A 24666-nucleotide genomic window follows, 5' to 3' on the forward strand; every position below is an offset into this window, starting at 1 on the left:
GGCTCTAGGCCGCACAGCGGGGGTCGGCGATGGAGCAGCCGGCATTCATTCCGGCCAGTGCCTCCCGGTAGAGTCCGACATACCGGGAGGCACTCTTGCGCCAGGAAAAATCCTTGGCCATGCCGCACTTGCAGACCGCCCGCCAGACCTCGGGCTCCCGGTACAGCGCCAGGGCGCGGTAGACGGCCTCCAGCAGGAAGGCGGGCTTGGCCGGCTCGAACACGATGCCGCTGGCCTGTCCGGCCGCAAGGCGCTCGGGCGTGGCATCTTCCACGGTGTCCGCGAGTCCGCCGACCTTGCGCACGATCGGTACGGTGCCGTAGCGCTGACTATAGAGCTGGTTCAGGCCGCAGGGCTCGAAGCGGGAAGGCATCAGAAAGATATCGGCGCCGGCTTCGATGAGATGGGCCAGCGGTTCGTCATAGCCGATGGTGACGGCGATACGCTCCGGACAGGCTGCGGCGGCCCTTTCGAAGCAGCGTTCGAATTCCTTGTCGCCGCTGCCCAGGACGACGAGCTGGACCGGCAACTGCAGCAGATCATCCAGAATGTCGATCAACAGGTCGACTCCCTTCTGCTCGACCATCCTTCCCACCATTCCGAGCACGGCGACCTCCGGGTCGTCAGGCAGGCCGTACCGCTGTCTGAGCGCCGTGCGGTTGACCTTTTTCCGCTCCAGGGTGTCCGGGCCGTAGGGCGCGGGAAGATAGGGATCGGTGGCCGGATTCCAGGCCACGTCGTCGATACCGTTGAGAATCCCGCTCAGGCACGACTTGCGGCTTCTGAGCAGACCGTCCAGGCCGCAGCCGAACTCCGGGGTCTGGATCTCTTCGGCATAGCTTGGGCTCACCGTGTTGATGCGGTCGGCGAATACCAACCCTCCCTTGATGAAGGAAAGCTGGCCGTAGAACTCCAGTGCCTCCATCTTCCAGAGACGGGGAGGAAGCGCCAGGCGTTGAAAGGTTTCGTAGGGGAACAGACCTTGGTAGGCGAGATTGTGGACGGTGAACACCACGGCCGGACGATTCGGCTCGTCGCTCAAAAGCGGCGGGATCAAACCGGTTTGCCAGTCATTGCAATGGACGACATCGGGTTTCCAGCCGAGGCCGAGCCGGTCCTGGGTGAGGTCGACGGCGACACGCGCGAGCAGAGCGAAACGTTCGGCATTGTCGGGCCAGGGGGCACCGTTGGGTGCCAGGTAAGGGTTGCCGAAGCGGCCGAACGAAGCCGGTGCGTCCAGCAGCCAGAGCGGCACGGTGGTGCCCGGCAAGCGCGTCGACAGCAGGGTCAGCTGACTGCCCGCCTGACGCAGACTCAGCGCGTTGGGGGTTTCGGCGGCGGAGATGGCCTCCGGGTATGCCGGCATCAGGATACGCACATCATGGCCCAGGGCGGACAAGGCCGCCGGCAGGCTGCCGGAGACGTCCGCGAGTCCGCCGGTCTTCATCAGGGGGAAGACCTCGCTGGAGACGAACAGGATCTTCATTCGTCGCCCGGCGTTCCGCAGTCAGGAGTGGCGGAGGGCGCGACGGGTGCGAGCACGATGCCGGCCAGGGGCGGAAGGGTCAGCACGACGGACTGGGCGCGTCCCATCCATTCCACGCTCTCCGTCTTGATTTCCCAGTTGCCGAGATTGGCGCCGCCATAGCATTCGGCGTCGGAATTGAACACCTCACGGTAGCCAACCGGCTCCGGCACGCCAATGCGGTAGTTGTGGCGCGGTACCGGGGTGAAGTTCAAGACCACGACGACGTGGCTGTCATCATCCCGGCGGACATAGCTGATGACTGACTGCGCCGCATCGTGGCTGTCTATCCACTCGAAGCCCTGGCTTTCGAAATCGTAGGCATAGAGCGCGGAGGTGCTTTGGTACAGGCGGTTCAGGTCGCTCACCAGATGCAGCACCCCCTTGTGCAGGTTGGATTCGAGCAGCGGCCAGTCCAGCGCCGTCGTGTGGTTCCATTCACCGGTCTGGGCGAATTCACAGCCCATGAACAGCAGCTTCTTGCCGGGGTAGGTGAACATCATGGTGTATAGGACACGCAGGTTGGCGAAGCGCCGCCATTCGTCGCCCGGCATCTTCGCCAGCATGGAACCCTTGCCATGGACGACTTCATCGTGCGAGAAGGGCAGGACGAAGTTTTCGGTGAAGGCATACAGCAGGCCGAAGGTGAGCTGGTCGTGATGGTAATGCCGGTGCACCGGATCCTTGCCCATATAGACCAAGATGTCGTGCATCCAGCCCATGTTCCACTTCATGGAGAAGCCCAGTCCCCCGGTCCAGGTCGGCCGGGTGACCTGGGGCCAGGCGGTCGATTCCTCGGCGATGACCAGGACGCCGGGAAACTGCTGGTGCACGACGGTATTGAGGTCGCGAAGGAAGGCGATGGCCTCCAGATTCTCGTTGCCACCGTACTTGTTGGGTATCCAGTCGCCCGGCTGACGCGAATAATCGAGATAGAGCATCGAGGCGACGGCATCGACGCGCAGGCCGTCGAGATGGAATTCCTCCAGCCAGAACAGCGCGCTGCCCAGCAGGAAATTCTTGACCTCGTTGCGGCCATAGTTATAGATCAGCGTGCCCCAATCGCGGTGCTCGCCCAAGCGAGGATCTTCGTGCTCGTACAGTGCGGTGCCGTCGAAGCGGGCCAGACCATGGGCGTCCTTGGGAAAATGCGCCGGGACCCAGTCCAGGATCACACCGATGCCATTCCGATGGCAATGATCGACGAAATAACGGAAATCGTCGGGCGTGCCGAAGCGGCTGGTGGGAGCGAAATAGCCGGTGGTCTGGTAGCCCCAGGAGGCGTCCAGCGGATGTTCCGTCACCGGCATCAGCTCGATGTGGCTGAAGCCCGCCGACTTGACGTAGTCGACCAGTTCGTGGGCGAGATCGCGATAGTTCAGATATCCGCCCTCGAGATCACGCTTCCAGGAACCGGCATGCATCTCGTATACCGACAGTGGCCGGTGCAACCAGGGCCAATCCTTGCGCTGTGCGAGCCAGTCGGCATCATTCCAGGCATAGCCGCTCTCGCGGGTGATGATCGAGGCGGTGTTCGGCCGAAGTTCGAACTGGCGCCCGTAGGGGTCGCTCTTGAGATGGATGGTTCCATGCGCCCGGTTGCGTATCTCGAACTTGTACAGCAGCCCCGGCTGCAGTTCCGGAATGAACAATTCCCACACGCCGCTGGCGCCACGCACCCGCATGGGGTGCCGGCGACCATCCCAGCCATTGAATTCTCCGACTACGCTGATGCGTTCGGCGTTAGGGGCCCAGGTCGCGAACAGGATGCCGTCGATACCGTCGACGCTGTGGGGATGGGCGCCCAGAACGCGGTAGATGTTCCAGTGCCGCCCTTCTCCGAAGAGATAGAGATCGAAGTCGGATAGCCGGGGAGGGAAGGTGTATGGATCGATAAAGCTGTGGGTCTGTCCCGTCTGGTCGGTCCAATACAACCTGTAGTGCAGATCGGTGGTTTCCGCCTCGACCTCGCATTCGAAAATGGCGGTACCAGCGATGCGCTCCATGACGCGTCCGGCGGATCCGACCCGCACTTCTTCGGCTTGAGGCAGGAAAGCGCGGATGAGATCCCGGTTGTCCCGCCGGTGGCGGCCCAGTACGGCAAACGGATCGTGATGGCGGGCTTCAACGATGCGCTGGAAGTCCGGCGAGAGTTCTGCCAAGGTCGAGCTGTCCGTCAAACCGCATCCCTCCCGGTCCGATTCACTTTGCTGGATTTCTGATAGTACAATGCCGGCACGCCGGTGCCGGAATATGCGATATCTGCGGCAGGATGTTACCAGATTTCCCACCGCGTTTGCCCCAGCCAGGAATCAGGAGTCCCCTATGCCCGAGTCGATGCACGCCTCATCCCGTTTCGTAAGTCGGCTGACCCGGCAAACCCTGGCCCTCATCCTGGCGGGCGGGCGCGGAAGTCGGCTGCAGAAGCTCACGGAATGGCGCGCCAAGCCTGCTGTCCCGTTCGGCGGCAAGTTCCGGATCATCGACTTCCCGCTGTCCAACTGCGTCAATTCCGGAATCCGCCAGGTCGGCGTGCTGACCCAGTACAAGGCGGACTCACTGATCCGCCACATTCAGCAGGGCTGGGGCTTCCTGCGCGGAGAGCTTGGCGAGTTCATCGACATCATGCCTGCCCAGCAGCGTCTGCAGGAAAGCTGGTACGCAGGCACGGCGGATGCGGTGTATCAGAACTTGGACATCATCCGCCAGCGGGACCCCGAGTTCATCATGATCCTGGCCGGTGACCACGTCTACAAGATGGACTACGGCCTGATGCTGGCCTATCACGTGGAAAGGAAGGCCGATCTCACCATCGGCTGCATGGAAGTGCCGCTTGCCGATGCGAAGGCATTCGGTGTCATGCAGATGGACGGCGAGCAGCGTATCCGGAAATTCGTCGAGAAGCCCTCCGATCCGCCGCCCATGCCGAACCGCCCCGATCACGCCGCCGCATCCATGGGGATCTACATATTCAACACGGCTTTCCTGTTCGAGCAGCTCATCAAGGATGCCGACACCCCCGGCTCGAACCACGATTTCGGCATGGACATCATCCCCCAGGTCATTCAGAAATACCGCGTCTTCGCCTATCGCTTCCGCAACGCCCAGAGCGGCGTGCAGGCCTACTGGCGCGATGTAGGCACGGTGGACTCATACTGGGCCGCCAACATGGAGCTGATCGGGGTCGATCCGGAACTGAATTTGTACGACCAGGAATGGCCGATCTGGACCTATCAGGCTCAGACCCCGCCGGCCAAGTTTGTGTTCGACGATGACGACCGGCGCGGCATGGCGGTGGACTCCATGGTTTCGGGCGGCTGCATCATTTCCGGCGCCGAAGTCCGCCACTCGTTGCTGTTTTCGAATGTACGGGTGAACTCGTTTTCACGCGTGCTGGATTCGGTGATCCTCCCCGACGTGAACATCGGGCGCCATTGCAGGATCAGCCGGGCGGTGATCGACAAGGGTTGCAATATTCCGCCCAATACCGTCATCGGCGAAAACCTCGAGGATGACCGCAAACGGTTTTACGTCAGCCCCGAGGGCATCGTTCTGGTGACCCCCGATTGTCTCGGCCAGAGGCTGCATTTCCACCGCTGATTGCGATTCGGAAGGTGCAGGCCGGAGGGTCCGGACCGCCGCTCCACCCGTTGTTTTCGGTGTCACAGCCCCATGGATGCTCACGGAATTTTCGACCGGCGCCGCGCGGGTATTCTGCTCCACATCAGTTCCCTGCCCGGCGGACCGGGAAACGGCGATCTGGGGGCCGAATCCTTCCGTTTCGTGGATTTCCTCGCGGCGGCGGGTATTTCGGTATGGCAGACACTGCCCATCAATCCCACCCACGAGGACGGTTCACCTTATCAGTGTACATCCGTGCACGCCGGCAATCCGCTCTTGATCGGGTTGGACTGGTTGATTGCGCGCGGACTGCTGGAAGCCGATGCCATTCCTCCCGCTGAAGATGCGAAAGCGATCCGGCAGTGGGCTCTGGAACGTGCTTTCGATTCCTTCCGCCGGCGCGGAACTTCCGATGCTTTGTGTTCCGCGTTCGGCGATTTCGTCAGCGCGAACGACTGGTGGCTGGCCGACTACGCCCTCTACGCGGCACTCAAGGAGGTCAACGGTGGCCTGCCCTGGCAGGCCTGGCCCAAGCCCTTGAGGGACCGCAAACCCGATGCCCTGGCATCGGCCAGCACGTTGTATGCCGACATCATAGCCAGGGTCCGCTTCGAACAGTTCGTATTCTTCGAACAGTGGCAGGGTTTGCATGACTATGCCAAGAAGCTCGGCGTGCTGCTGTTCGGTGACATGCCGATTTTCGTCGCATCGGACAGCGCGGAAGTCTGGGCCGGGCGGGAATATTTCGAACTGGGCGAAGACGGAGAGCCGCGCGTCGTCGCCGGGGTACCTCCCGACTACTTCTCCGCCACCGGCCAGCGCTGGGGAAATCCGCACTACAATTGGGAAAGCATGGAGCGCTCGGGTTTCTCCTGGTGGCTGAACCGCCTGCGCACCCAGCTCAACCTCTACGACCTGATCCGCATCGACCATTTCCGGGGGTTCGAGGCCTACTGGGAAATTCCCGCCCATTCCGAAACGGCGATGAATGGACGCTGGGTCAAGGCTCCCGGCGAGGCCTTATTGTCGCGCTGTACCGAGACCTTCGGGGAGTCCTTGCCGCTGGTCGCCGAGGACCTTGGCATCATCACCGCCGAGGTGGAGGCATTGCGGCGACGTTTCCGCATCCCCGGCATGCGGATACTCCAGTTCGCTTTCGAAGGCGGTCCCTGCAATCCGTACCTGCCCCACAATCATGCCATCGACAGCGTCGTTTACACCGGTACACACGACAACGACACGACCCTGTCCTGGTTCGAAGGGCTGTCGGCGGAGCGGCAGGGATATGTCTATGACTACCTCGGGCGCTCCGGTCTCCCCATGCCGGCGGCGCTGGTTCAGGCCGCGATGGCATCAGTCGCACGGCTTGCGATCGTTCCGATGCAGGACGTGCTGGAGCTGGGGCGGGGCCACCGCATGAACACGCCGGGTACGGTGGGCGAAAACTGGAACTGGCGTTTCGACTGGGCTCAGTTACGTGACGAGCACGCCGAGCGTCTGGCCCATCAGGTCCGTATGTACGGCCGTACGGCCTGACCCTGGCGTCCTTAGGGCTGGAGTATGGTGTTCCGCGGCGGGCGGGTCTCGTCCCGCTCCGGATAGTCCAGCGTGAAATGCAGCCCACGGCTTTCCTTCCGCAGGAGGGCCGAACGGATGATGAGTTCGGCCACGATGATCAGGTTCCGAAGCTCCAGCAGATCGCTGGTGACGCGGAAGTTGCCGTAGTACTCGGCGATCTCCTGCTTGAGCAGCTCCGCCCGGTGCAGGGCGCGCTGCAGTCGTTTGTCGGTCCGGACGATCCCGACGTAGTCCCACATGAAGCGCCGGATTTCGTCCCAGTTGTGGGACACGACGACTTCTTCGTCGGAGTCCGTGACCTGCGACTCGTCCCAGTCCGGCAGCGGCGGGGGGGCAGGAATCTCGTTCAGACGCTCCAGGATGTCCAGGCTGGCCTGCTTGGCGAAGACCAGGCATTCGAGCAGAGAATTGCTGGCCATGCGGTTGGCGCCGTGGAGGCCGGTGCAGGCCACCTCGCCGACTGCGTAAAGGCCATCGATGTCCGTCCGCGCCAGCCGGTCGGTCACCACTCCGCCACACGTGTAATGGGCTGCGGGCACCACCGGGATGGGCTCACGGGTCATGTCGATCCCCAATTCCAGACAGCGTGCATGAATCGTCGGGAAATGGCTCGTGATGAAATCGGCCGGCCGATGGCTGATGTCGAGGTAGACACAATCGGCGCCGAGGCGTTTCATTTCATGGTCGATGGCGCGCGCCACGATGTCACGGGGAGCCAGTTCACCACGCGGATCGAACCGCTGCATGAAGGGGCTGCCATCGGGCAACAGCAAGCGGCCGCCTTCTCCGCGCACCGCCTCGGAAATCAGAAACGACCGGGCGTGGGGATGATAGAGACAGGTAGGGTGGAATTGAATGAATTCCATGTTCGCCACTCGCGCACCGGCCCGCCAGGCCAAGGCGATGCCGTCGCCGGTGGAAACGTCGGGATTGCTGGTGTAAAGATATACCTTGCTGGCACCACCGGTCGCCAGCGCAATGACGCGCGCGCGGAACGTGCGGGTACGGTGGGTTCTCGTATCCAGCGCGTAGGCGCCCAGCACGCGTTGCGGGCCGGCGAGGCCGAGCTTGCGGGAGGTGATCAGGTCGATGACGTTGTGGTATTCGAACAGGTCGATGCTGGGATGGGCCCGGGCATGTTGCTCGAGCGATGACTCCACGGCCCGACCAGTGGCGTCGGCGGCATGCACGACCCGCCGGTGGGTGTGTCCGCCTTCCCGGGTCAGATGCAGATGATGAGCGCCGTCGGTGCTTTCGACTTCGGTGAAGGCGACCCCGTGCTGGAGCAGCCAGTCGATGCACTCCTTGCCTTGGGAGACCACCAAGCGCACGATGTCCGAATCGCACAGACCGGCACCGGCCGCCAGCGTGTCTTCAATATGCGATTCGAGTGAGTCCTGGGCATCCAGGACCGCGGAAATGCCGCCTTGGGCGTAGCGGGTGTTGCCTTCACTCAGGGCGACCTTCGACAGGACAGCGACCCGGGCCCGGTCGGCGAGCCTCAGAGCCAGGCTGAGACCCGAAGCGCCGCTGCCGATGATGAGCGCGTCGTAGGTGATGTCCTTGTCCATGGGTATCGTCGTGTTGACGGCATGTTACAGTAAATCGGCATTCCGTTGAAGCGCACTTCCGAACGTAAGATAATCAGAAGCCTGTTTCCGTCTATCCGTTCCAGCAGTGGATCGTGAATGTCCGCGATTCCGAGGATTTCCCGGAAGGAAATGGTGTGATGTCCAAGGCGATGCGTGGAATGGAGATGAGTGAAGAACTGGACGATGAACTCGTCGGGCGGGTGCAGCGCGGCGACAAAAGAGCTTTCGACTTACTCGTCAGAAAGTATCAGTACAAAATCACCCAGCTCATTTCCCGCTACATCAAGGATCCCTACGAATCCCTGGATGTGGCGCAAGAAGCCTTTATCAAGGCTTACCGGGCCCTGCCTGGATTTCGCGGAGACAGCCAGTTCTACACTTGGCTTTACCGCATCGCGATCAATACGGCAAAGAATTACCTCGTCACCCACGCGCGCCGTCCCAGGGAAGACGAATTCGACGTCGAATCGGCGGAACAATTCGAGAATGGCCATCGTCTAAAGGATGTCGATACGCCCGAAGCGGCGCTCTTGAGTGACGAGCTGGCGGCAACGATTCAATCGGCGCTGGACGAGTTGCCGGAGGAACTCAAGCTGGCTATAACTCTGAGAGAGCTGGACGGATTGAGTTACGACGAAATCGCGGAAGTCATGAGCTGCCCGGTCGGCACCGTCCGCAGCCGTATCTTCAGGGCGAGAGAAGCCATAGACAAACGGCTCCGGCCGTTACTCGACTGATTGAGGATCAGGAATCGAACGATGTTGGAAGAGCATATAGCGCAAAAAGCCTCGGTGTTCGTGGACAACGAGATGGACCCGACCGAAGCCGAAGGCTATTTGCGGCTGATCGAAAAGCGGGAGGACGTCCGCTCCACCGTGAGCCGGTATTACCTGATCGGCGAAGTGCTCCGCACCGGACGAGTCCCCGTTGGCAACGGGCTGGCGGAGGCAGTGGCTCGCAGGATCACGCTCGAGCCAACGATTCTCGCGCCCGCGCGGGTGAGAGCCTCCGACAGATTGCGCCGGCACATCGTCACTGGAGCGCTCGCGGCTTCTATGGCGGCAGTGGCGGTTTTTGTCTGGCGCGGCGTGAGCGGTTTCGCCGCCATGGACGGCGGTCTGTCCGCCGGTGCGGGCGTGGCTTTGGCCGAGGCGCGACTGGATCCGGAAATGCGGGCCTATCTTCTGGCGCACAGTGGCACTTCCCATGTGGCGGGCTCAGGAACACTGATGCCCTACATGAGGATGGTCAGCTATTGAACAGTAACCCGCTTCGACCCCAGCCATGTCCAGAGTTCGACTGATTGCGGCGGCCTTGGGGGCCGCCGTCGCATTTGAGCCGCCGCAACCGTCGTTCGCCGGCGATACGCCGCAGACACTCGGTGCCCGCGCGGGTGTGGAATGGCTGACGGGCATGCGCGAGGCCATGAGCCGCCTCAGTTATCGGGGGCGGGTAGCCTACCTGAAGGACGACAAGGTGAACGGCATGGAGTTCGTCCACAGCATGGCGAATGGCGTCGAGCACGAGCGGCTTACCTCGCTGAACAGCCCGATGCGGGAAATCGTCCGGGACGGGGATCGGGTCCAGTTCTTCTTTCCTGAGACGAAGTCGGTCATGACAGAACGCGTGCCGGTGAGTCGCTCCTTCCTGGTCGACCTTCCCGAATCGTTCGTGGGCTTGTGCGATTATTACGCATTCCTGGTCGGAGACCAGGAGTACGTGGCGCAACGGCACACTCAGACCATCGAGATCGTGCCGGTCGACGACTACCGTTACGGGCGCAAGGTCTGGATCGACACGGAGTCCCGTCTGCCGCTCCGCTTCGAACTCCTCGACGAAAACGGCAAGCCGGTCGAGCAGATGGTGTTCATCTCCCTGGAAGTGTCCGGTGAGGCGCCCGGCCGGGAGGTGACGCCGATGCCGGCATCGGGTGACTATTCGGAACAATCGTCGAACCGGGAAATCATACCCATCGAGGCGATGGACTGGAGTCTGGACAGTGTCCCCGTCGGGTTCAGGATCAGCGGCTACAGCCGGGTCCAGCATCCTCCACTGAGACATCCCATCGAACACATATTGTTGAGCGACGGGCTTTCATCTGTTTCAATTTATGTGGATGAACCAAAGGATGAGCCCTTCGTCGAAAAGCTGAAGAAAATCGGTGCCGTGAATGCTTATACCCGGAAGATCGACGGCTTCGTCGTGACCGTGATGGGAGAGGTTCCGCCCAAGACGGTTCATATGATCGCCAATGGAATCCAGCACCAGAAATCCAAAGAATGACCGTGACGTGAATGATTGAGGAAGAGGCGATAGTCACCCAGGTCGAAGAACACGCGATCTGGGTGGAAAAGTTTCGGAAGTCGGCATGTGGGAGCTGTGCCGGGGGGTGCAGTACTTCCCTGGTGGCAAGGCTGCTGGGGGGCAAACCCCTGCGCCTCCGGGTCGCTACGGAGGCCCGGGTGGCACCGGGGGACCGCGTCATCATCGGGGTGGAAGAAGGCGCCCTCCTCGCCGGTTCATTTCGGATGTATCTTTTTCCTCTGTTTTCGCTGATCGGGGGCGCCTTGTTGGGCAAGCTGCTGGCCGCGCAGGGTCTGTCCGCTACGGCCGAGGCCGGGTCGATCGCCGGCGGTCTGGTCGGTCTGGGGCTGACGCTCGTGTTGCTCAAGTATTGTCCCAGCCTCCAACGGCAGAATCTTCATCCCGTATTCATTCGCCGCATTTCCCGTTGAGATGGCTGGAGTTTTCCGGCTGCGCCGGCGACCGCCGCCTTTGCACTCAGGAGTCACCATGTTTGACCGATACCGTTTTGTCGGCGCCATTTGTGCGGCGCTGGTGCTGGCCGTTTCGCCGCCAGCCCGGGCCCAGCTTCCCGATTTCACCCAGCTGGTTGAACAGAACAACGCCGCCGTCGTGAACATCAGCACCACCCAGAAAGTGGCCGCCAACGAACAGCAGATGCCGGAGGGTCTGGAGATTCCGGAGGGCACGCCGTTCGACGATTTTTTCCGGCATTACTTTGGCGAAGGCGGGGGTAGCGACGGCCAGCCGAGCGAGGCGAAGTCCCTGGGTTCGGGTTTCATCATGTCGGCAGATGGCTATATCATCACCAATCACCACGTCGTGAAAGGGGCCGATGAGATCGTGGTGCGACTGCAGGACCGGCGGGAGCTGGTGGCGAAGATCGTTGGGTCCGACAAGCGTAGTGACGTCGCCCTGCTCAAGATCGAGGCCAGCCAGCTGCCCACGGTGAAGCTGGGGTCGTCCGAAAAGCTCAAGGTCGGCGAATGGGTGCTCGCCATCGGCTCGCCTTTCGGATTCGACCATTCCGCCACCGCCGGCATCGTCAGCGCCAAGGGGCGCAGCCTTCCCAGCGACAATTACGTGCCGTTCATACAGACCGACGTGGCCATCAACCCGGGCAACTCGGGAGGACCGCTGTTCAATCTGAACGGCGAAGTGGTCGGCGTCAATTCCCAGATCTACAGCCGTACCGGGGGCTTCATGGGGCTGTCCTTCGCCATTCCCATCGAAGTCGCCATGCAGGTGGTGGACCAGCTCAAAGCCAGCGGAAGGGTTTCCCGCGGCTGGCTGGGTGTCCAGATCCAGGACGTGACGCGAGAGCTGGCCGAGTCCTTCGGCATGAAGAAACCACAAGGCGCCCTGGTATCCAAGGTTCTTTCGAAGAGCCCGGCCGAAGCGGCCGGCGTCCAGATCGGCGACATCGTGCTGGAATTCAACGGCCAGGCGGTGGACACGTCGGCTGCGCTGCCGCCCATGGTAGGCATGACCAAGGTCGGCGAAGTCGCCAAAATCAAGTTGTTACGTAACGGTGCGATCAAGGAGCTGAGTATCAAGATCGGAGCGCTCCCCGATGAGGAAGAACCGGCGATGGGTGCCGCCGAGCCCGATGCGGTACCGCTGAAGCGCATGGGAGCCAGCGTGGCCGATCTGACCCCGGAACTGCGCGAGCAGTTCGAGGTGCCACGGGGCGGGGTGCTCGTCTACGGCGTCAATCCCGGTCCCGCCTACGAGGCAGGGCTGCGGCGCGGAGACGTGATCCTCCGGATTCAGGACAAGGAAATCAACGGCGTGAAACAATTGGTAGAGTTGGAGAAGACCCTGCCGGCAGGGAAATCGCTGGCGGTGCTGGTGCAGCGGCGCGATGGCTCCATCTTCCTGGCGATGAAATTGAAAGACGAAAAGCAGTGACCGACCAGACGCATATACGCAACTTCTCCATCATCGCGCACATCGACCATGGAAAATCGACGCTTGCAGACCGTTTCATCCAGATTTGCGGAGGACTGAGCGACCGCGAAATGGCCGAACAGGTGCTCGATTCCATGGACATCGAGCGTGAGCGCGGCATCACCATCAAGGCCCAGAGCGTCACCCTGGACTACCAATCCAGGGACGGCGGTATCTACCAGCTCAATTTCATCGATACGCCGGGGCACGTCGATTTTTCCTACGAAGTGTCGCGCTCGCTGGCAGCCTGCGAAGGCGCGCTGCTGGTGGTCGATGCCGCCCAGGGCGTGGAAGCGCAAAGCGTGGCGAACTGCTACACGGCCATCGAGCAGGGACTGGAAGTTCTGCCCGTGCTGAACAAGATCGACCTGCCTTCGGCCGATCCGGCCCGCGTCAAGAGCGAGATCGAGGAGATCATCGGTATCCCGGCGGAAGACGCGGTGGAGATCAGCGCGAAGACCGGTTTCGGCGTCGATCTCCTCCTCGAAGAGCTGGTGAAAAAGATCCCGCCGCCCAAGGGCGACGCCGAGGGACCGTTGCAGGCACTGATCATCGATTCCTGGTTCGACAACTACCTCGGGGTGGTGTCCCTGGTGCGAGTGGTGAACGGCGCGATCTCACGCAAGCAGAAGATCACCATCATGTCGACCGGCAAGAGCCATCTGGTCGAAAAGCTGGGTGTGTTCACGCCCAAACCGCTGGACAAGACCGTGCTGGGCGCTGGCGAGGTGGGCTTCGTGGTGGCGGGTATCAAGGACATTTTCGGCGCGCCGGTGGGCGACACCATCACCGCGACCGACCGTCCGACGACGGAGCCGCTGCCCGGTTTCCAGAAAGTCCAACCGCGGGTGTTCGCCGGCCTCTATCCCGTCGAATCGGACGATTACGAGAGTCTCCGGGAGGCGCTCAACAAGCTGCATCTGAACGATGCCGCTCTCCATTTCGAGCCGGAAGTCTCACAGGCACTGGGTTTCGGTTTTCGCTGCGGTTTCCTGGGCATGCTGCACATGGAGATCATCCAGGAACGGCTGGAGCGCGAATACGACCTGGACCTCATCACCACCGCGCCGACCGTGGTCTACGAGGTGGCCAAATCCGACGGCACGGTGGTCCCCGTCGACAATCCGGCCGACCTGCCGCCCCCGAACGAGATCGAGGAAATCCGTGAGCCAATCATCGAGGCCAACATTCTGGTTCCCCAGGATTACCTCGGTGCGGTCATCAGCCTGTGCATCGAAAAGCGCGGGGTGCAGAAGAAGCTGCAATACATGGGGGGACAAGTAGCCCTGAGCTTCGAACTGCCCCTGAGCGAGGTGGTGCTCGATTTCTTCGACCGGCTCAAGTCGTGCAGCCGTGGCTTCGCTTCCTTCGATTACGAATTCCTGCGGTTCCAGGCGGCGCCCCTGGTCAAGCTCGACATCCTGATCAACGGTGAAAAGGTGGACGCGCTTTCACTGATCGTGCATCGCGACATCAGCATGAATCGCGGCCGTGACCTGGTCGAGAGGATGAAGGACCTGATCCCCCGGCAGATGTTCGAAGTGGCGATCCAGGCCGCCATCGGCTCCAAGATCATCGCCCGCTCCACGGTCAAGGCCATGCGCAAGAACGTCCTGGCGAAATGCTACGGCGGCGACATCACCCGCAAACGCAAGCTTCTGGAAAAACAGAAAGCCGGCAAGAAGCGTATGAAGCAGGTGGGCAAGATCGACATTCCCCAGGAGGCATTCCTCGCCGTCCTGCGCGTCAACAAGGATTCCTGATAACGGTCATCCCGATGGACTACGATTTCTCGTTTTTTCTCGTCGCCGCCACGTTCGTTACCGGTGCGGTATGGGGCGGTTACGCGCTCTGGCTCAAACGGCACCCCCTGCCAGAAGGCACGGCGCACAAGGAGCCGATCTTGGTGGAATATGCCCGGTCGTTCTTTCCGATCGTGCTCGTCGTCATGCTGCTGCGTTCGTTTCTGGTGGAGCCGTTCCGCATCCCCTCGGGTTCCATGATGCCAACGCTTCTGATCGGCGATTTCATCCTGGTCAACAAATTCACCTATGGCATCCGCCTGCCTGTGCTGAATACCAAGATCATCGAGATGAACGAGCCCCAGCGGGGCGACATCGTGGTGTTCCGGTTTCCGAAGGATCCGACCGTCGATTACATCAAGCGCGTGATCGGTCTGCCGGGCGACAGGATCGGTTATTACAACAAGCAGCTCTATGTGAACGGCAAGCCCATGCCCCAGACATCGCTGGGCATTTACCAAGGGGTGGGGCAGGGTGCCAGCATGAGCGGGGCCGAGCTGCTGTCAGAGGATCTGGAAGGCGTCGAGCACGACATTTTGATCCGCCATGGCCAGCCGACGGTGCAGGGCGAGTTCACCGTACCCGAAGGCAGCTATTTCGTGATGGGCGACAACCGCGACAACAGCAACGACAGCCGCTATTGGGGGGTGGTGCCCGAAGCCAACCTGGTGGGCAAGGCCTTTTTCATCTGGATGAGCTGGGACTTCGAGAACGGCGGCATCGGCTTTTCGCGCCTCGGCACGGTACTGAATTCCGGACGGTGAACCATGGGCGGCATGCCCCGTCATCAGCGTGGTCTGACTTTCATCGGCTTCGTCCTGCTGATGGCAGTGGCCGGTTTTTTCCTGCTGCTCCTGTTCCGCCTCGGACCGGTTTATCTCAATCATTACAAGGTCAACAGCTCACTGAAGTCGCTGAAATCGGACCCGCAGTTGCTGGAGAAGACCCGCGAAGACATTCTCAAGACGCTGGAGAAGCGTTGGGACATCAACATGGTAGATTCCGTGACGACGAAAGACGTGAGGATCAGCCGCAGCGAGGGCACCCTGCGCATCCAGGTTGCCTACGACGTGGTGCGACCCATCGTGGGCAACGTCGCTGCGCTGATCCACTTCGACGACCAGATCGAGGTCGAACGCCGTTGATCCGTAGCCACGAACACCTGGCGCGCAAACTCGGCATTCCGTTCCGCGATCCGGGCCTGCTCAGGAATGCTCTCACTCACCGCAGCGCCGAAGGCGTAAACAACGAGCGCCTGGAGTTCCTGGGCGATTCGGTGCTGGGGTTCGTGGTCGCAGAGTATCTCTATCAGCGTTTCCCTTCGGCCGACGAAGGGGTGTTGAGCCGGCTCCGGGCGACACTGGTGAATGAGACCTCCCTGGCCAAGATCGCGCGGGAGCTGGAGCTGGGCGAATACCTCATCCTGGGGTCCGGCGAGCTCAAGAGCGGCGGCTACCGGCGTGACTCGATTCTGTCCGACGCCTTGGAGGCCATCCTCGGCGCCGTCCTGAGGGACCAGGGCATCGACGCCTGTCGGGCACTGATCCTGAAGCTGTTCGAGCGCCCGCTGTCCGCATTGTCGCTGGACGACTGGAAAAAGGACCCGAAGACGCGTTTACAGGAACTGATGCAAGGACGCGGCCTGCCTCTCCCCGTTTATACCCTCATCGACCAGTCGGGGCTGCCACACGACCAGCATTTCCGTGTACGTTGCGAGGTTCCGCTGGCTGTTGAACCTTGCATGGGCGAGGGCAGTTCACGTAAGAAAGCCGAACAACAGGCAGCGGAAAACATGCTCAGCCGCCTTTCGGACCAATCGAGGTTCAGAGTTTGAAATCAGGTTACGTGGCTCTGGTGGGCCGTCCCAATGTCGGCAAATCGACGCTGCTCAACCATCTGCTCGGGCAGAAGCTCAGCATCGTCTCACGGCGGCCGCAGACCACCCGGCACCGCATCCTGGGGATCAAGACCGACGGGCGCGGCCAGGTCATCTATGTCGATACCCCCGGCATCCACGGTGGCGCGCGGCGGGCGATGAACCGCTATCTCAATCGCACCGCGATTTCCTCTCTCCTCGGGGTCGACGTCATCCTCTGGCTGGTGGATCGGGCGGGCTGGTCGCCGGATGACGAACTGGTCATGGCCCGGATCAAGGAGGCGCAGCTTCCTGTCATTCTCGTGATCAACAAAGTCGACCGTATCGAAGGCAAGGATACCCTGCTGCCTTTCCTCGCCGAGGCGAACGCCACCGGACTGTTCTCCGAGATCGTGCCGATTTCGGCGCTCAAGGACATCAACCTGGCGGTGCTGGAAGAACGGGTTCTGGCCCTCCTGCCCGAGGGTGAACCGATCTATCCGGAGGATCAGATTTCCGACCGGCCGGAGCGCTTCTTCGTGGCGGAGATCATCCGCGAGAAGCTGTTCAACCGTCTGACGCAGGAAGTACCGCATGCGCTCACGGTCCAGATCGAACAGTACAGGGAATCGCCGACCCTGGTCCGAATCCATGCCGTCATCTGGGTGGAGCGGGAAGGCCAGAAAGCCATCGTCATCGGCAAGGGAGGCGAGGTTCTGAAACGGGTGGGTGAGGCCGCGCGCAAAGAGCTGGAACGTATGCTCGAGCGGCGCGTCTATCTGGAGCTCTGGACCAAGGTCAAGCACGGCTGGTCGGACAACGAGCGGGCGCTGCAGGGTCTGGGCTATGCCGAATGAACCTGGCCGGAGCCCATGCCGCCTGAAGCGCCGCGCCGAGGCGATCCGAGCCGGGTCCTGCTCGACCACGCCTACCTGCTGCATCGGCGCGACTACCGCGAAACCAGCCTCCTCCTCGAATTGTTCACGCTCAGGCATGGCCGCATCGGCGTGATCGCCAAAGGCGCGCGTCGCGGCCGGCAGGGATTCGCCGCGGTGTTGCAGCCGTTCGTTCCCCTGTTGGTGTCCTGGTCCGGCCGCGGCGAGCTTGCTAACCTGAACCATGCCGAGGCCGCTGGCATCGGCGTTCGGCTGCAGCATACCGCCCTGTTCTGTGGTTTCTACCTGAACGAGCTTCTGATGAGGCTGTTGCCTCCGCACGATCTCTGTCCGGGACTCTTCGGCGCTTACCGAGGCGGGCTGGAAACACTCGCGGCGGGCGAAGACTTGGAAACCGCGTTGCGCAGTTTCGAACTGTCTCTGCTGGAAGCCATCGGCTATGGTCTGCAGCTGCGGGTCGAGGCCGAGAGCGGAGAGGCCATCCGGCCCGAGCGTCTTTACAGCTATCGCATCGACGCCGGTCCCGTTCCCGCCGGCGACGAGGCCGATGCGGTACATGGAATGACTCTGTTGGCGCTGCGCGACCGCCGTTTCGACACGTCGCAAACCCGCACCGAGGCCAAACGCCTGATGCGGCGGATCATCGCCCACCATCTGAACGGCCGCGCTCTCAAGAGCCGCGAACTGTTCCGCAGCTCGTCCTGATTTCGTGGGCTGAAAATGCCCAGCCCGGCCAATCTTTCCCGTACCCGACCGAGGCATTGACAGCGACCGGCAAAAGTAATAAGAGTTCCCTCGACCCCGGCGGATGGTGCCGGGACATCAGTACCGTAACATGGTAAGGAGGTGCGTCATGAAACGACTGTATTACCTGGCGGACAATCTCGACAGCGTGGAGCGGATATCCGACGCTTTGCACAAAGAAGGCATCAGCGACTGGAATTTCCATGTCATCAGCAAGGATCAGGCGGGTCTTTATCGCCGCCACATCCATTCGGCGAATTTCATTCAGAAGTCCGATGCGGTGCGCTATGCAGAGCGTGGCGCCATGGTAGGGTTCCTCTTTTCCGTCCTCGGCAGTGTCTGGGTGGCCACCGAACAGCCATTCGGTCCGGACATGGGCGGCATCGTCTATCTTGCCATTTTCGGTTTCGTCACCCTCTTCGGCGTGTGGGTGGGCGGACTGATGGGGATGGCCACCGAGAACCAGAAGATCTCCGCTTATCACGACCAGATCGAGGCGGGGAAGCATCTCATCCTCATCGATACCCGGCCACAGGAGGAGGACAGGGTTCGCGAGCTCATGGCACGTACCTATCCGGAGGCACACTTGCTGCGGGTGGGCTCGACGCTGATCAATCCTTTCAAATTTGCGCATCCCGCCGTCTGAGCCTTCGGTCACAGCCGGTTCCGGCTGCTTTGTTAATCGGGGCGGGCGACTCTGCTAGAATAACCTCATCCGCTGATGCTGATCCCCAACGCTCCCCGCCCCGACTGATGCCGCAAAAGCTCTACATCGAGACCTTCGGCTGCCAGATGAACGAATACGATTCCGCCAAGATGCGGGATCTGCTCGAGGTCTCCGACAGTTTCGAACTCGCTCGCTCGCCCGAAGAGGCGGACGTTCTCCTACTCAATACCTGCTCGATCCGGGACAAGGCGCAGGAGAAAGTCTTTTCGCAGCTCGGGCGCTGGCGTCCGATCAAACTCAGGCGTCCGGAGGTCGTCATCGGCGTCGGCGGCTGTGTGGCAAGCCAGGAAGGCGAGGCTCTGCAGAAACGGGCACCCTATGTCGACATCGTGTTCGGTCCCCAGACCCTGCACCGGTTGCCCTCCATGCTCGAGCAAGTCAGGCGCGAACGGCGGCCGGTGGTGGACGTATCATTCCCCGCGATCGAGAAATTCGACGCGTTGCCGGAGCCCCGCGCGGAGGGGCCGAAGGCTTTCGTTTCGGTGATGGAAGGCTGCGGCAAGTACTGCACCTTCTGTGTCGTACCCTACACCCGCGGTGAGGAAATCAGCCGCCCGGTCGACGATGTGATCGCGGAAATCGTGGCTCTGGCGGAGCAGGGCGTCCGCGAGGTCAATCTGCTGGGCCAGAACGTGAACGCCTACCGGGGCGTGCTGGCCGATGGCGGTATGGCCGATCTAGCTTTGTTGATGCATTACGTGGCGGCGGTGGACGGCATCGATCGCATCCGTTTCACCACCTCGCATCCGGTGGAATTTTCCGATGCCCTGATCGAGGCGTTTCGCGACATCCCGCAATTGGTCAGTCATTTGCATCTGCCGGTCCAAAGTGGCAGCGACCGGATTCTCAGGCTGATGAAACGGGGGCATACCCGTGCCGAATACATGGCCAAAGTCGCCAAGCTGCGCGAGATCCGCCCCGATCTGAGCCTGTCGTCGGATTTCATCGTAGGGTTTCCGGGAGAGACCGACGAGGACTTCGAGGACACGATGGCATTGATCGAGCAGCTCGGGTTCGACCAGTCCTTCAGCTTCATCTTCAGCGCCCGCCCGGGGACCCCGGCGGCAGCGATGGCCGATGACGTGCCGCCGGAGACCAAGCGCGCCCGGCTGGCCCGATTGCAGGCGAAAATTGCCGACAATGCCGCGAAAATCGGGGCGAGCATGGTGGGAAGCATACAATCGGTCCTGGTCGAAGGTACTTCACGCAGGAATTTCAATGAGCTTAGCGGCCGCACCGAAAACAACCGGGTTGTGAATTTCGCCGGCCACCCCAGACTCATCGGCCAGTTCGTCGATGTCGTCATCACCGAATCCCTTCCCAATTCTCTGCGAGGCCGGCTTATCGGCGTGGCCCATGAGTCAGATTTCATCTCCCCAGACTCTACCGCTCAAATTGCCTAATCATCCGAGTTCGATACAGCTGCTTCTGGAACCGCCGGACAACGCCAGGCTCGCGAACCTCTGCGGCCAGTTCGACGAACACCTGCGCCAGATTGAACGGAGGCTCGGCGTTGAAATCCAGAATCGCGGCAACCAGTTTCAGATCATCGGCGCGGGCAAGGCGGTGCGGGCCGCCTATGAGGTGATCCGTAGCCTGTTCGATGCGGCCCAGCACGAAATCGTCACGCCGGAGCGGGTGCATCTGTCGCTGCAGACCGCGAACCTCGACGCTCTGGTCGGCGAGACCGGTGTGCCGGAAGAGGAGGTGCTGATCCGCACCAAGCGTTTGGTGATCCGGGCACGTGGGACCAATCAGCGGAAATACCTGCAGAACATCGAGCAACACGACATCAATTTCGGCATCGGTCCAGCGGGCACAGGCAAGACCTATCTGGCAGTGGCCTGCGCGGTTGCCGCGCTGGAGCGGGAACAGGTCCGGCGTCTGGTGCTGGCCCGGCCGGCGGTCGAAGCGGGCGAGAAGCTGGGCTTTCTACCGGGCGACATGGCGCAGAAGATCGACCCCTATCTGCGCCCGCTTTACGATGCTCTGTATGAGATGCTGGGCTTCGAGCGCGTCGCCAAGCTGATCGAGCGCAACGTGATCGAGGTGGCACCCCTGGCTTTCATGCGCGGTCGTACTTTGAACGATTCCTTCATCATCCTCGATGAGGCCCAGAACACCACGATCGAGCAGATCAAGATGTTCCTGACCCGCGTCGGCTTCGGCTCCCGGGCCGTCATCACCGGTGACATCACCCAGACCGATCTGCCGCGCAACAAAGAATCCGGGCTGCGCCACGTGCTACAAGTGCTGCGTGACGTGGAGGGCATCAGCTTTACCTTCTTCAGTACCCGCGACGTGGTGCGGCATCCCCTGGTGCAGCGCATCGTCGCTGCCTATGAAGCGCATGAAAAAGCGCGACAGGAGACCAGCGAGTGATCGATTTGACCCTGCAGCGGGCGAGCACCTCGGCGGTGCCGGACTCGGCGGCGTTCCGGCTCTGGGCCGAGGCGGCACTGGAAAAGCCGCACGCCGAAGTCGTCATCCGCATCGTCGATAGGGAGGAAAGCGCTGCCCTGAATTCGACTTACCGGGGTAAGACCGGTCCGACCAACGTGCTCAGTTTTCCCTTTGTGGTGCCGGAGGGGGTTCCCAACGACCTTCTGGGTGATCTGGTGATCTGCGCACCGGTGGTCGAACGCGAAGCGGCGGAGCAGGGCAAGCCTGTTGAAGCCCATTGGGCCCACATGGTCGTGCATGGGATGTTGCATCTGCAGGGCTACGACCACATCGAAGAGGCGGAAGCCGAAATCATGGAAAACCGCGAAATCGCGATCCTGCGAGGTTTGGGCATGGAAAATCCTTATCGGGAGATTCGGCCGGAATGAGCGAGGGAAACTCGGGCGAACATCGAAGTTGGCTGGAGCGGCTCGTGCACTTCCTGTCCGGGGAACCGGCGAGCAGAGAAGAGTTGCTCGATGCGCTCCGGCATGCCCAAAAGCGTCAACTGATCGAAACCGAAGCTCTCAACATGATCGAGGGCGTACTGCAGGTGTCCGAGCTGCGCGTCCGGGACATCATGATCCCCCGGGCACAGATGGCCGTGGTTCCCCAGGATGCCGAACTGGAACGGGTGTTCCCGCTGGTCGTCGAGTCCGGTCACTCCCGCTACCCGGTCATCGCCGATGACCGTGCCGAAGTGGTGGGAATCCTGCTGGTGAAGGACCTGCTCGCACAGAGCCTGCGCAACCGCCATATCAAAGTCTCCGCAATCATGCGCCCGGCCCTGTTCGTGCCGGAGAGCAAGCGCCTCAACGTGCTGCTGAAAGAATTCAAGACCTCCCGCAGCCACATGGCCATCGTCGTCGACGAATACGGTGCGGCCGCGGGATTGGTGACCATCGAGGACGTGCTGGAGCAGATCGTCGGGGAAATCGAGGACGAGCACGATTTGGGCGAGGAGGAATACATCTTCCGGAAAAACGACCAGGAATACACCCTCAAGGCTATTACCCCCATCGAGGAATTCAACGAATATTTCGGCACCGATTTCGAGGACGACGAGTACGACACCGTCGGTGGAATGATCGTGCACCGCCTAGGGCATGTGCCGGAGCGTGGAGAGCGGATCGAGATCGGCCCGTTTCGCTTCACGGTGATTCGCGCCGACAACCGGCGCGTACATCTCTTGAGGCTGCTGCGACTGTCTGTGGACTCACTCCGTCCGGCGGCCGGCTGACAAATGAAAGCCATGCTGCTCGCATTGACTGGCGGGATTCTGCTACCGTTCGCCTTCGCGCCGTTCGGCTACGCGCTGGTGGCGCCGCTGTCGCTGGCCCTCTTGTTCCGGGTCTGGCTGAACGCTTCTCCCTCCAAAGCCGCTCTTTACGGTTATTTGTTCGGGCTGGGCCAGTTCGGAATCGGTGTGTCCTGGGTCTTCGTGAGCATGTACGAATACGGGGGCAGCGACGTGTTTTCGGCCGCCGGCCTGACCGCGCTGTTCGTGGCTTATCTGGCCTTGTTTCCTGCGCTGGCTGGCTGGCTCGGCGTCAAGGCCGGTGGCGGTTCGATACTCGTTCGGACGTTGCTGGTCTTCCCGGCCGCCTGGGTCGTCACCGAATGGCTCCGTGGTTGGCTGTTCAGCGGTTTCCCGTGGCTGCAGATCGGCTACAGCCAGACCGACACCGGCCTGCGCAGCATTGCGCCGGTGTTTGGCGTGTTCGGCGTGGGCTGGCTGCTAGCAGTCCTGGCCGGCCTCCTATTGAGCGCATGGCTGCTGGATCGGCGGGGACGCCGTTTCGCGCTGCTCGGAGCCGCGGTCGTACTCGTCGGCAGCACCCAGTTCGCCAAGGTGCAGTGGACGCATCCTGCCGGTGATCCGATCCAGGTGACGCTCTTGCAGGGCAATGTGCCACAGGATCAGAAATGGCGACCGGAAGCGAAAACTACCACCGTCCAGATGTACGTCGACATGACCCGCCAGCACTGGGATTCCCGGCTGATCATTTGGCCTGAAACGGCGGTGCCGGCGTTCTATCAGCAAGTGGCCGAGAGCTTCCTGGCGCCGCTGGAAGCCGAGGCTCGCCAGCACGGTGTCGATGTTCTGGTCGGCGTGCCTTACTACGAAGCCCAGGGCAACCGGTACTACAATGCGTTGGTAACGCTCGGCGCCAAGCCGGGCCGCTATTTCAAGCGCCATCTGGTACCATTCGGCGAGTTCCTGCCCTTGCGGCCCGTGCTGGCCTTCGTGCTGGACATCCTGCAGATACCGCTGGCGGACTTCACCGCCGGAGCACATCGTCAGACGCTGCTTCAGGCGGCGGGGTATCCACTGATCGCCTCGATCTGTTACGAGGATATTTTCGGTCAGGAATCGCTGACCGGGCTGCCGGAAGGTGCCTACCTCGTCAATGTCACCAACGACGCGTGGTTCGGGGATTCGTTCGCCCCTCACCAGCACTGGCAAAAGGCGAGGATGCGGGCTCTGGAGACGGGGCGCTACATGCTGCGCGCCACCAACACCGGCGTCACCGGCATCATCGACGCTGGCGGCAGACCGGTCGCAGTCGCGCCCATGTTCGAACGGGAGGCGCTGACCGGCATGATGCAACCCATGGCGGGCGCCACACCCTATGCCTTGTGGGGTGACTGGCCCGCGGTCGGGCTGTGCGCGGGGATCGTCGGCATCTGTTTCGCAAGACGCCGACGCAACGTCTCTTCCCACCAGGGCAGACAGGCGGAGCCGGGAGGAAACTAAGTCTCCAACTCATCGAACAGAGCCTGGAATTCGCTGGACAGCTTGTGGTCCGGCGCATAGTAAAGCAGGGGCTTGGACTCGCTGTGCGATTCCCTGACCTTGACCGAGGGTGAAATCCGGGTATCCAGCACCGGATGGCCCTCGGCCAGCAGTTCCTCGACCAATTTCTGAGGAAGGCTGGCACGGCTCTGGTACTGGTTGACGATGATGCCTTCCAGCATCAGGCCGTCGTTGTGATCCGCCTTGATCTCGGCGATCACCGCCAGCAGGTTGTACAGAGCCTCACGCGAGAAGGCGTCGCAATCGAACGGTATCAGGCAGCGGCGGGCGGCGATCAGGGCCGAGCGACTGTAGAAATTCAACACGGGCGGCGTGTCGATGAACACGCGGTCGAAGCCGGATAGGGTTTCCAGCGCTTCGCGCAGCTTGTAGATCTTGTAACGGGATTCGAGCCGTCCCTGCAACGGTTCCAGCTCGGGATGGGAGGGTGCGATGTACAGGTTGGGGTAGGGTGTCTCGTGGATGACTGCGTTCAGGCCCTCATCCTGGCCCTTGCCGAACAGGCTCAGACCCAGCGTATCCTTGAAGAAACGGGCGAGGGTCCGGTCCTGGTCGGCCACCTTCTGCCCCAACAGGTAGTGGGTGGAATTGCCCTGGACGTCCAGGTCGATGACCAGCGTCTTCAAGCCCCGAGCGGCGCTGATGGCGGCCAGGTTGCAGCTGATGGTGGATTTGCCGACACCGCCTTTTTGATTGAATACGACCCTATGCATGTTTGTCTCCCCCGAACGCTGCCGCTCCTTCTAGCGTTCATCGCCGTTCTCGGCTTCAGATTAGATGCGGCGTCCGGTATTCTAGCCACTTTTGCTTGA

General features: G+C 61.6%; 23 protein-coding genes. 19 read left to right on the top strand and 4 right to left on the bottom strand.

Annotation, left to right across the window (positions count from 1 at the left end; translation table 11 throughout):
- Nucleotides 1-4: 4 nt before the first annotated feature.
- Entirely contained in the window at nucleotides 5-1486 is a 1482-nt protein-coding gene (gene glgA / locus ACSHWJ_RS01510) for a glycogen synthase GlgA (RefSeq protein WP_017365638.1), read from the bottom strand.
- Entirely contained in the window at nucleotides 1483-3705 is a 2223-nt protein-coding gene (glgB, locus tag ACSHWJ_RS01515) for a 1,4-alpha-glucan branching protein GlgB (protein WP_010960751.1), read from the bottom strand. The genes glgA and glgB overlap by 4 nt, the downstream gene beginning before the upstream one ends.
- Before the next feature lie 145 nt (nucleotides 3706-3850).
- On the opposite strand from glgB, the gene glgC reads away from it, so the two are divergent.
- Nucleotides 3851-5125, top strand: a complete 1275-nt coding sequence (gene glgC, locus ACSHWJ_RS01520; RefSeq protein ID WP_010960750.1) for a glucose-1-phosphate adenylyltransferase — start codon at nucleotides 3851-3853, stop codon at nucleotides 5123-5125.
- Nucleotides 5126-5197: 72 nt separating this feature from the next.
- Complete coding sequence (gene malQ / locus ACSHWJ_RS01525) at nucleotides 5198-6682, top strand: 4-alpha-glucanotransferase (protein ID WP_218797719.1); 1485 nt, start codon at nucleotides 5198-5200, stop codon at nucleotides 6680-6682.
- 11 nt (nucleotides 6683-6693) lie between these two features.
- Here malQ and nadB read toward each other — a convergent pair whose 3' ends face one another.
- Complete coding sequence (gene nadB, locus ACSHWJ_RS01530; RefSeq protein ID WP_017365634.1) at nucleotides 6694-8295, bottom strand: L-aspartate oxidase; 1602 nt, start codon at nucleotides 8293-8295, stop codon at nucleotides 6694-6696.
- 158 nt (nucleotides 8296-8453) lie between these two features.
- Between nadB and rpoE the strand changes: the two genes are divergently transcribed.
- The 17 genes from rpoE (at nucleotide 8454) to lnt (ending at nucleotide 23794) form a co-directional block, all read left to right on the top strand.
- Entirely contained in the window at nucleotides 8454-9053 is a 600-nt protein-coding gene (gene rpoE / locus ACSHWJ_RS01535; RefSeq protein ID WP_050738186.1) for an RNA polymerase sigma factor RpoE, read from the top strand.
- Between the two features lie 21 nt (nucleotides 9054-9074).
- On the top strand, nucleotides 9075-9575 hold the full coding sequence (locus tag ACSHWJ_RS01540) for a sigma-E factor negative regulatory protein (protein ID WP_218797718.1): 501 nt from the start codon (nucleotides 9075-9077) through the stop codon (nucleotides 9573-9575).
- Between the two features lie 25 nt (nucleotides 9576-9600).
- Nucleotides 9601-10599 (top strand): MucB/RseB C-terminal domain-containing protein, encoded by a 999-nt coding sequence (locus tag ACSHWJ_RS01545; RefSeq protein WP_218797717.1) that lies wholly within the window; start codon nucleotides 9601-9603, stop codon nucleotides 10597-10599.
- A gap of 11 nt (nucleotides 10600-10610) precedes the next feature.
- The gene (locus tag ACSHWJ_RS01550) at nucleotides 10611-11051 is read left to right on the top strand and encodes a SoxR reducing system RseC family protein (RefSeq protein WP_017365630.1); all 441 of its coding nucleotides are present in this window, start codon (nucleotides 10611-10613) and stop codon (nucleotides 11049-11051) included.
- A gap of 58 nt (nucleotides 11052-11109) precedes the next feature.
- Entirely contained in the window at nucleotides 11110-12531 is a 1422-nt protein-coding gene (locus ACSHWJ_RS01555) for a DegQ family serine endoprotease (RefSeq protein WP_432539190.1), read from the top strand.
- Entirely contained in the window at nucleotides 12528-14333 is a 1806-nt protein-coding gene (gene lepA / locus ACSHWJ_RS01560; RefSeq protein ID WP_010960742.1) for a translation elongation factor 4, read from the top strand. The genes ACSHWJ_RS01555 and lepA overlap by 4 nt, the downstream gene beginning before the upstream one ends.
- 14 nt (nucleotides 14334-14347) lie before the next feature.
- Nucleotides 14348-15136 (top strand): signal peptidase I, encoded by a 789-nt coding sequence (lepB, locus tag ACSHWJ_RS01565; RefSeq protein ID WP_017365628.1) that lies wholly within the window; start codon nucleotides 14348-14350, stop codon nucleotides 15134-15136.
- A gap of 3 nt (nucleotides 15137-15139) precedes the next feature.
- A complete protein-coding gene (locus ACSHWJ_RS01570; protein WP_432539191.1) occupies nucleotides 15140-15517 on the top strand; it encodes a DUF4845 domain-containing protein in 378 nt (125 codons plus the stop codon).
- Nucleotides 15514-16206 carry a ribonuclease III gene (rnc, locus tag ACSHWJ_RS01575; protein ID WP_218797715.1) on the top strand — a complete coding sequence of 231 codons (693 nt, stop codon included), beginning with the start codon at nucleotides 15514-15516 and terminating at the stop codon, nucleotides 16204-16206. Before ACSHWJ_RS01570 ends, rnc begins: the two co-directional genes overlap by 4 nt.
- Nucleotides 16203-17084: a GTPase Era gene (era, locus tag ACSHWJ_RS01580; RefSeq protein ID WP_432539192.1), complete on the top strand. Its 882-nt coding sequence runs from the start codon at nucleotides 16203-16205 to the stop codon at nucleotides 17082-17084. Before rnc ends, era begins: the two co-directional genes overlap by 4 nt.
- Before the next feature lie 15 nt (nucleotides 17085-17099).
- Nucleotides 17100-17828: a DNA repair protein RecO gene (gene recO, locus ACSHWJ_RS01585; RefSeq protein WP_218797713.1), complete on the top strand. Its 729-nt coding sequence runs from the start codon at nucleotides 17100-17102 to the stop codon at nucleotides 17826-17828.
- Between the two features lie 148 nt (nucleotides 17829-17976).
- A complete protein-coding gene (locus ACSHWJ_RS01590; protein WP_256996445.1) occupies nucleotides 17977-18513 on the top strand; it encodes a hypothetical protein in 537 nt (178 codons plus the stop codon).
- A gap of 107 nt (nucleotides 18514-18620) precedes the next feature.
- The gene (miaB, locus tag ACSHWJ_RS01595; RefSeq protein WP_218797711.1) at nucleotides 18621-19997 is read left to right on the top strand and encodes a tRNA (N6-isopentenyl adenosine(37)-C2)-methylthiotransferase MiaB; all 1377 of its coding nucleotides are present in this window, start codon (nucleotides 18621-18623) and stop codon (nucleotides 19995-19997) included.
- Complete coding sequence (locus tag ACSHWJ_RS01600; protein WP_026045982.1) at nucleotides 19951-20976, top strand: PhoH family protein; 1026 nt, start codon at nucleotides 19951-19953, stop codon at nucleotides 20974-20976. The genes miaB and ACSHWJ_RS01600 overlap by 47 nt, the downstream gene beginning before the upstream one ends.
- The gene (gene ybeY, locus ACSHWJ_RS01605; RefSeq protein WP_010960733.1) at nucleotides 20973-21425 is read left to right on the top strand and encodes an rRNA maturation RNase YbeY; all 453 of its coding nucleotides are present in this window, start codon (nucleotides 20973-20975) and stop codon (nucleotides 21423-21425) included. The genes ACSHWJ_RS01600 and ybeY overlap by 4 nt, the downstream gene beginning before the upstream one ends.
- Nucleotides 21422-22276, top strand: a complete 855-nt coding sequence (locus ACSHWJ_RS01610; RefSeq protein WP_010960732.1) for an HlyC/CorC family transporter — start codon at nucleotides 21422-21424, stop codon at nucleotides 22274-22276. The genes ybeY and ACSHWJ_RS01610 overlap by 4 nt, the downstream gene beginning before the upstream one ends.
- A 3-nt stretch (nucleotides 22277-22279) precedes the next feature.
- On the top strand, nucleotides 22280-23794 hold the full coding sequence (lnt, locus tag ACSHWJ_RS01615; protein ID WP_218797710.1) for an apolipoprotein N-acyltransferase: 1515 nt from the start codon (nucleotides 22280-22282) through the stop codon (nucleotides 23792-23794).
- Here lnt and ACSHWJ_RS01620 read toward each other — a convergent pair.
- A complete protein-coding gene (locus tag ACSHWJ_RS01620) occupies nucleotides 23791-24567 on the bottom strand; it encodes a ParA family protein (protein ID WP_010960730.1) in 777 nt (258 codons plus the stop codon). The genes lnt and ACSHWJ_RS01620 overlap by 4 nt on opposite strands.
- Nucleotides 24568-24666 lie beyond the last annotated feature (99 nt).

Source organism: Methylococcus sp. S1M (genome assembly GCF_051295855.1).
GTDB lineage: Bacteria > Pseudomonadota > Gammaproteobacteria > Methylococcales > Methylococcaceae > Methylococcus > Methylococcus capsulatus.

Coding starts and splice junctions, on each gene's coding strand:
- glgA (WP_017365638.1), bottom strand. CDS start 1,486: ATGAAGATCCTGTTCGTCTCCAGCGAGGTCTTCCCCCTGATGAAGACC.
- glgC (WP_010960750.1), top strand. CDS start 3,851: ATGCCCGAGTCGATGCACGCCTCATCCCGTTTCGTAAGTCGGCTGACC.
- malQ (WP_218797719.1), top strand. CDS start 5,198: ATGGATGCTCACGGAATTTTCGACCGGCGCCGCGCGGGTATTCTGCTC.
- nadB (WP_017365634.1), bottom strand. CDS start 8,295: ATGGACAAGGACATCACCTACGACGCGCTCATCATCGGCAGCGGCGCT.
- rpoE (WP_050738186.1), top strand. CDS start 8,454: ATGTCCAAGGCGATGCGTGGAATGGAGATGAGTGAAGAACTGGACGAT.
- ACSHWJ_RS01540 (WP_218797718.1), top strand. CDS start 9,075: ATGTTGGAAGAGCATATAGCGCAAAAAGCCTCGGTGTTCGTGGACAAC.
- ACSHWJ_RS01545 (WP_218797717.1), top strand. CDS start 9,601: ATGTCCAGAGTTCGACTGATTGCGGCGGCCTTGGGGGCCGCCGTCGCA.
- ACSHWJ_RS01550 (WP_017365630.1), top strand. CDS start 10,611: ATGATTGAGGAAGAGGCGATAGTCACCCAGGTCGAAGAACACGCGATC.
- ACSHWJ_RS01555 (WP_432539190.1), top strand. CDS start 11,110: ATGTTTGACCGATACCGTTTTGTCGGCGCCATTTGTGCGGCGCTGGTG.
- lepB (WP_017365628.1), top strand. CDS start 14,348: ATGGACTACGATTTCTCGTTTTTTCTCGTCGCCGCCACGTTCGTTACC.
- ACSHWJ_RS01570 (WP_432539191.1), top strand. CDS start 15,140: ATGGGCGGCATGCCCCGTCATCAGCGTGGTCTGACTTTCATCGGCTTC.
- recO (WP_218797713.1), top strand. CDS start 17,100: ATGCCGCCTGAAGCGCCGCGCCGAGGCGATCCGAGCCGGGTCCTGCTC.
- ACSHWJ_RS01590 (WP_256996445.1), top strand. CDS start 17,977: ATGAAACGACTGTATTACCTGGCGGACAATCTCGACAGCGTGGAGCGG.
- miaB (WP_218797711.1), top strand. CDS start 18,621: ATGCCGCAAAAGCTCTACATCGAGACCTTCGGCTGCCAGATGAACGAA.
- ACSHWJ_RS01600 (WP_026045982.1), top strand. CDS start 19,951: ATGAGTCAGATTTCATCTCCCCAGACTCTACCGCTCAAATTGCCTAAT.
- ACSHWJ_RS01610 (WP_010960732.1), top strand. CDS start 21,422: ATGAGCGAGGGAAACTCGGGCGAACATCGAAGTTGGCTGGAGCGGCTC.
- lnt (WP_218797710.1), top strand. CDS start 22,280: ATGAAAGCCATGCTGCTCGCATTGACTGGCGGGATTCTGCTACCGTTC.
- ACSHWJ_RS01620 (WP_010960730.1), bottom strand. CDS start 24,567: ATGCATAGGGTCGTATTCAATCAAAAAGGCGGTGTCGGCAAATCCACC.